Origin of the sequence: Carboxylicivirga sediminis, assembly GCF_018156225.1 — a bacterium.
Taxonomy (GTDB): domain Bacteria; phylum Bacteroidota; class Bacteroidia; order Bacteroidales; family Marinilabiliaceae; genus Carboxylicivirga; species Carboxylicivirga sediminis.
In genome coordinates, this window is the sequence record NZ_JAGTAR010000066.1 from 1 (window position 1) to 6,617 (window position 6,617).

At 39.3% G+C, this 6,617-nt stretch carries 6 protein-coding genes; 2 read left to right on the forward strand and 4 right to left on the reverse strand.

What is annotated here, in order from left to right:
- Nucleotides 1-202: hypothetical protein (locus tag KDU71_RS22410; protein ID WP_212193365.1), on the forward strand; the 202-nt coding region annotated here is incomplete at its 5' end.
- Nucleotides 203-230: 28 nt separating this feature from the next.
- On the opposite strand, the gene KDU71_RS22415 is transcribed toward KDU71_RS22410, so the two are convergent.
- The 4 genes from KDU71_RS22415 to KDU71_RS22430 all read right to left on the reverse strand — a co-directional run bounded on the left by KDU71_RS22415 (nucleotide 231) and on the right by KDU71_RS22430 (nucleotide 5,055).
- Entirely contained in the window at nucleotides 231-806 is a 576-nt protein-coding gene (locus tag KDU71_RS22415; protein ID WP_212193366.1) for a YdeI/OmpD-associated family protein, read from the reverse strand.
- A gap of 201 nt (nucleotides 807-1,007) precedes the next feature.
- Complete coding sequence (locus tag KDU71_RS22420; protein WP_212193367.1) at nucleotides 1,008-1,628, reverse strand: energy transducer TonB; 621 nt, start codon at nucleotides 1,626-1,628, stop codon at nucleotides 1,008-1,010.
- A gap of 221 nt (nucleotides 1,629-1,849) precedes the next feature.
- The gene (locus KDU71_RS22425; protein WP_212193368.1) at nucleotides 1,850-3,487 is read right to left on the reverse strand and encodes a P-loop ATPase, Sll1717 family; all 1,638 of its coding nucleotides are present in this window, start codon (nucleotides 3,485-3,487) and stop codon (nucleotides 1,850-1,852) included.
- 878 nt (nucleotides 3,488-4,365) lie between these two features.
- Nucleotides 4,366-5,055, reverse strand: a complete 690-nt coding sequence (locus tag KDU71_RS22430) for a hypothetical protein (protein ID WP_212193369.1) — start codon at nucleotides 5,053-5,055, stop codon at nucleotides 4,366-4,368.
- 546 nt (nucleotides 5,056-5,601) lie between these two features.
- On the opposite strand from KDU71_RS22430, the gene KDU71_RS22435 reads away from it, so the two are divergent.
- Nucleotides 5,602-6,309: a DUF4397 domain-containing protein gene (locus KDU71_RS22435; protein ID WP_212193370.1), complete on the forward strand. Its 708-nt coding sequence runs from the start codon at nucleotides 5,602-5,604 to the stop codon at nucleotides 6,307-6,309.
- Nucleotides 6,310-6,617: the final 308 nt, after the last annotated feature.

Genomic DNA, 6,617 nt, shown 5'->3' on the forward strand with positions numbered 1-6,617 from the left:
ACTTCTTAAGAAGTATTTGGCATTAGAAAGAGCGGGGAGGTGTTCTTTCCGGCTAGACTTTTGGCTCCTTTGGGGTAATGCCAAAGGAATAGATTGTTTTGTCCTTAAACCGGACGGGCTTATCCTGTTTCTCCTTGATGAGAAAAGGATACAAAAGAATCAAGATTTCAGCACTCGTAGTGTGAACCTAAAGACTGGATAACTTATTATGCTGTTGAAGCTGCCGTATGCTACCTGAATTGTTTTGGTTTAAGCTGATTGGCGGCATTCTCCCCAATCTCAGTGATTCGTTTTTGCCTGGTGGCTGGTCTCTTGGCCGAAACCACCCAGTGCAGCAGTATCTTTTTATTGGATTTACTCAGTCCATCAAAGTATTCCAAGGCACCATGGCGCTTAGCCAGTTCGGCTTTTAAATCGCCGGGTAGTACCAGTGCTTCCACATCATCTAAAATGGTCCACGAGCCATTGGCTTTGGCTATCTCAATGCTTTTATAGCCGGCTGGCTCCATCAGGCCCTGGTCAATAAGTGTTTGCACCTTGGCCTTATTCACCTTTGACCAGTTGCTCTTGGCTTTGCGCTTAGTAAAATACTGTTGGTAGCGCTCCGCATCTATGGTCTTTTTGGTGCTGTCGATCCAACCAAAGCAAAGCGCCTCATCAACAGCCTCGCTCCAGCTGAGGTTATGGCCCGGCGACTGCTTCTTATACAGCACCAGCCAAACAGCCGCTTGCTGCTGGTGGTTGGCAGCCAGCCACTCTCGCCAGGCTTGCCGGTTGGGTGGGCAATAAAGGTCGGGTTTTTTCATGGGGTTGGGGTTATTGATCTAGGATTGGTTTGAAAGATTAGCCTGACTAACTTTCCAAAATGTGCGAATCCAAAGCATATATTTTGAATTACATTTCTTATTAAATCAACCAAGGTGAATTGAAGTTGCCTATCGAAGTAACAAAAATACATAAAAGCTTTACATCCCTATGTTTACTATGTGGTTTATTGGTGTCAGGTATTATTCCAGTTTGAAATTAATCGGTAAGGTGTGACTTACTTTAATTATTTTTCCATGAAATTCACCTGGTTTCCATCTGGGCAATGAGTTTACTACACGTAACGCTTCCTCATCTAATGTTTGATGCACACTTCTGGTTACTTTTGCATTAGTAACTTCACCATCTTTAGAAATCACGAAATAGACATACACTTTTCCCTGGATACCATTTTCTTGAGCCAAGCTGGGGTATATCAAATTTTTTGCAATCATTAATCTCAAGGCTTCCTCTCCTCCAGGATATTCAGGCTTCACAATTACATCACTAATAGTAATTTGTTCTCCGTCCTTATTCCAGAATTTGCCTTTTTTAAACTGATCATTCTTATATTTCTCTTTACACCATATGTTCCCATTTTCGTGGTACCAGTTCCATTTCCCTGTCTTCTGACCTTCTTTATAGTTACCTTCTGAAGCGATATTACCATTCTCATAATACGAAAACCACTGACCTGATTTTAGTCCACTCGACATATGTCCAATTTCAGAGATAGTTCCACTGGAATGGTAAAGTGTGTCTATTTGTGATTGACTAATTTGGGTAACACTAACAAATAGTATTAGAAGGATTAGTTTATTCATTTTTTTAGTAATAGTTCGTTGATATATTGTTTAAAGGGAACGGATGGCGGTATGAAACGTTGCGCATTTTAAAACACAAACTTATCAGCCCAATAAGCGTGATTCACTCTTCCTGATGACTTAACGAACCGCCCAGTACGAGACCCGTACGCTGGGTGGTGAGAGAGGTTCTCCGATAGGCTATTGGCCTATCGGCAGCCTACTCGATTGGCTGTAGTACTTTATAGCACATCAAGTTCACTTCTATAAATTAAAGGAATCTCAAATTTCTGCCTCTCAGATTCTTTACAGTAACCTAATAATTTCAAATATTTTAAAAAGGACTCATAAGTTTCTTTATCAACCCCAAAGTTCTTTAATTTTACATCTCCATATCTAAAAATACCAGATTCATGATTTCGTTCGTTTATATATTTGAATAAAGTCTGGTATTCCCTACTTTTTAATAATGTATAAATATTTTTTAGCTCATCTTGTTTAACTTTCTTGTATGTTAAATCAATTGCTTCATGACAAAAGATATCAAATGAAATACTTCCATTAATTTTAACTTGCTTTAGCTTACTATCTCGGTCTGGGTAACACGATTTATTAATTCCAAATTGACACTGCGCTAGTTGATTAAAGAAGTATATCAATAACCGAGGATTAATAAAATCATTTGCGTCTTTTAGATATGAGAATATCCAATCATCAAATTTCAAAGGGCAATCAATATTAATTTCATCAGGATAAAATAGTTTCAAGTATTTGTCAGAAATTGTATAGTTTAAAGGCTTTGAAGTGTCAAGGAAAATTCTAGCTTTTTTCTTTTTCCAGAAATATGAAATAAACCGAACAAAAATGTTTTGTTTTTCTTGTTTAAACTTCCTATGCTTTCCTTGTTTTGCTTCATCGATGAAGCCTTTCAAAAAAGTATCAAAAATTTTAGTAATATATGAATTATGATTTAATCGGAAAACAAGAAAATTTAAAGTTTCCCCTTTTTCCCATTTTAGTTCAATAAGCCTATCCTTAACTTTATCATACTCCATTTCTGAATCATATGAATAAAACAAATCAGTTCTTAAGAACATCGTAGGAATAATCGAATCAAATAAACTAATCTCTTCTATACAATCGAATAAGCCTTGTATATATTTTTTTTGTAATGAGTATTCCTCCTTTTGTACAAAATTATCTATTCTGTCAATTAGAATTAAAGCTGTTTTCTTGTTTGTTTTATAGAACTTATTTATTTCTCTGAATAGTTTATTAAGTACAAGTTTTTGCTTCTTTGTTTCTATTTTAATTGTAGGAGCAACCTCAAATTCCTGTCCATTTGCAGTAAATTTAATTGAGGTATTGATTGATTTTAAAAAATCACCTAAATCATATAAATTGAACTTTTCTTTCAATTCCCCTATTTTGGAAATATTATCCATCAATTCACCATATCCAATACCATCCTTAAAATTCTCTCTAATATCTTCAATCAATTTAGTTAACAGAAAAAGTGCCCATGAAATTGTCAATCGAATTCTGCTGTCTTCTGAAAATTTTGCTACATCTAAATATTCATCATCAAAACCAAATGCATCATTTATAGGAATTATAGAGTATGGTTCTCTTGAAAAGAAAATTTCAGGAATAAAGTCATCAGTAAGAGCTCTATATAATGCACTCTTTCCTGCGCCTTTAGGGGATAAAACATAATTATAGGGTCTCTGTAGGTACTTTTGAATTGAATAAGTAGGAAAAAAACAATCTTTTAATAATGGGTCACGCTCCCCCTCTAATCTTCCAAAAGAAAGTTCTCCCAACTTATCTGTATCAAAATATATTTCCTGAATATTTTTCTGTTGTTTAATTTCTGTCATAATAATTTAACTTGTATTTAAGATTGTATTACAGCCAACTCATTTATATCCGCACCTCTATGCCCGATATATTGTCTATATCAACAGTTAAGGTACCGATACATACCATATATCACGATGTATCAACACCTGTATGCAGATACATTTATTAGTCCTTTATGATTTACTGCCCCGTATTACGCTCACATTATCCCCGGTCAGGGGGGCAGTTGTACCAATGAGTACCCGCTATTGGCGTGTTAGGCCCGTCGCTGCAGTGCATTGGCAGTTGTTTTCCGATTAGTGGGCGCTAAAATAATACTTATACTTAAATATGCCTGCTTCAGTTGATAAATTATGTTGATTTGTTGATAAACGGGAGGATTGGGGGGATGAGAAAGTTCGGACGCTGCGATTTAGGGTTGGGGGTTCTGGGTTGCGGCACAAAAAAAGCTGATAGCTTATGGCTAATAGCTGATAGCCAACATGGCGCCTAAATTGTCCCGTCTTCGGTCGGTTATCCCCGGTCTTCTCATCACTTTTCACTCATCTCTCATATATTTGTCTAGTACCTTGCGTCTTGTTTCTGGTTTAGGGTTTAGGATGGCTGATTCCTTAAGTCTTACAGCTTTTGCCTTTGTGGGGAATTTATTCTTGCCAATGGAGGCGTGTAAATACCAGATGACATCAAGAAAATTCCAATTGACATCTATTATTTGCCAATGGGCGGTCGCATTTTGCCTGTTGACGGCATCAGATTGCCAAGGGGAAGCCACTTTTTGCCAATGGGCGTCTACTGGTTCCCGGTTGATGGCATCAAATTGCCAATGGGGCACAAAAAAGTCCCGAGGGGAGGGTGTTACCTGCCTCGGGACCTGTAAAATCAGGGGTTTTGATAATTAATCAATCAAATATTTCTCACGTCTTTCGGCGTCTCTCCAAAAGATATAACGGCCATATTCGCGTATTTCGCTCACTTTGTTGAACAGTAATGTGTAGGCTTTATCGCGTAATAATTTGGCTTGATTCTTTTGATCTTTAGCTCCATTAGAGGCCGATAAGAGTACCGACATCGCATGAGACGTTAAACGTGCCTTTTGCAGTGGTTCCAAACTCAAGCCAATATCAGTTAATGGCTCAGGATGTTTTTCGCCCAAGTCTGCAAGGTCAACCAGGTCCTGCAGCAAATCGGCATGTCCACCACCTTCGCGAATGCGCATCACACTTTTTTTAATATCATCAATGTTGCGATAGGCAAAACTGAAGTGGTGCAGTAACTCGTCTCTTAACTGATAAGCTGCGGGCGATTGTTCCAGCCATTCTTTTTGTGCCTCCTGCTTGGCTCTGAATTCACTTGTCCAGCTGGCTTGTAAGTGCCGCAATGCTCCGGCCAGGGGTGTTAATTCATCAATAAGGCTTACATTCATGCCAGAAGCTGCAAAGACATCTGTGTCTTTTTTGGCTTCCACAGCCAGCGTTTCGGCACTGGCTGTAAACTTATCTACCGGTTGGTTAGGCAGTTTGATCTCATTATCAGGCACAGCCACAATCTGTTCTTCCCATGCGTTAAAATCTTCTTGATAACTCATGTAATATTTGTTTTAAATCCTATATTGCAAGCTCCGCCGGCCTCCTCTTCCAAAGCGTGACGCCAATCTTGCCAGGTTGATGACCAGCCGGTGGTTTACTTTTCAATACTTATTATAAATATAGCTTTCCTTAATATTTAATAGCCAGTGCTTTGCTAAAAGTTTGCCGAGTGGCGGCTATCTTTTGATGAATCGATTTATTTTTATGATTAATTTACTGTTAATCACCAGCCGTTAGTAGGGGTAGTTTTTGGCTTGTCTGTTACTGGTTGAGGTACTAAAAAAGCTGATAGCTTATGGCTAAGCTGATAGCAACATGGCGCTGAACTTGTCCCGTCACTGGTCGTCCGCCCACGATATTATCACCTTTTTCTTCTTCACTTTTCACTCATCACTCATTATCTTAGCTATCCTGCCTGGTTAAACAAATAAAAGGTGTGGGGTGTTAATAATCTGTATGTAAGCTTAATAATCGGGTTTCAATTGTAATAATGCTGCGGTGTTTAAGCTGTGCAAAATAGTATCAACAACAAAAAGAAGTGTATTATGAAGAAATGGATGTTTTTACTGATGATGGGGGGATTCCTCTGGGCCTGTAGTAGTGATAGTTCCGATCCCGATCCCGATCCGGTGATGGAACAGGCTAAGCTAACAACCTTTAATTATTTGCCGGTGGCTTTTGCCATTGACTGGCATGTGGACGATGAAGAATACCAGACCGGCCAGGCCTATGCTTTTGGCGGTGGTTCAACGGTTAAGTGGGAGCAGGGTAAAAACAACCTGAAACTGGAAGTGCTGAATACAACTGATAAGTCATTGGTGGTGTCGGACCTTGAATCGTTTGATAACGGTGAGGAGTATATTGCACTGGCCTTTGGTACTGCGGGCGATCCTGAGCTGGAAGTACTCGATAAAGACCTGACACCTCCTGCAGCCGGTAAAGTGCGGGTGCGCTTCTTTCATGCTTTGGATGGTGTTGGTGCTGTGGATATTTACCTGGGTGGTGAGACTGCCGGGTTTAAAAAAGTAAGTGACCTGGGGTATGATGACGAAACGGACTATATGGATGTTGAGCTAAGCGAACTGTCGGGGCAGGTGGTGTACACGCCAACGGGTGTGTTACCCAACGAGCAAACCGATATCTTGCGCTATTCCGATAGCCAAAGCAACGAGGCCGATAAGATTTATACCCATGTGTTGGCGCCAAAGATTAATGAGTTCAGTAAAGCTGGTGTGTTTATATTGAATCATTGATTTTTGAGTTATTACCCCATTGGGGTTTTAGTGGGTAAGCATCAACAATCGCTCTTAACCGAATGGTATATGCGTATCTGAACAGGTCGTAAGGCCTGTTTAAGGTATGGCATGTTAATGTCCTCGAGTCGGACGGACTTATCCTGTTTCTCATTGAGAAGAATTATGTCCTTTCATTTTTGCCTGCAGCAGCAAAAACGAAACAAAAAATGTCGCCGCTGCAGCACTCATTGACCCGCTACTTTTTCATTTCGGGAAAATATTTAAAGATACCCGGCTTGGTACCAAATATTTTCTTCCTCCATTCA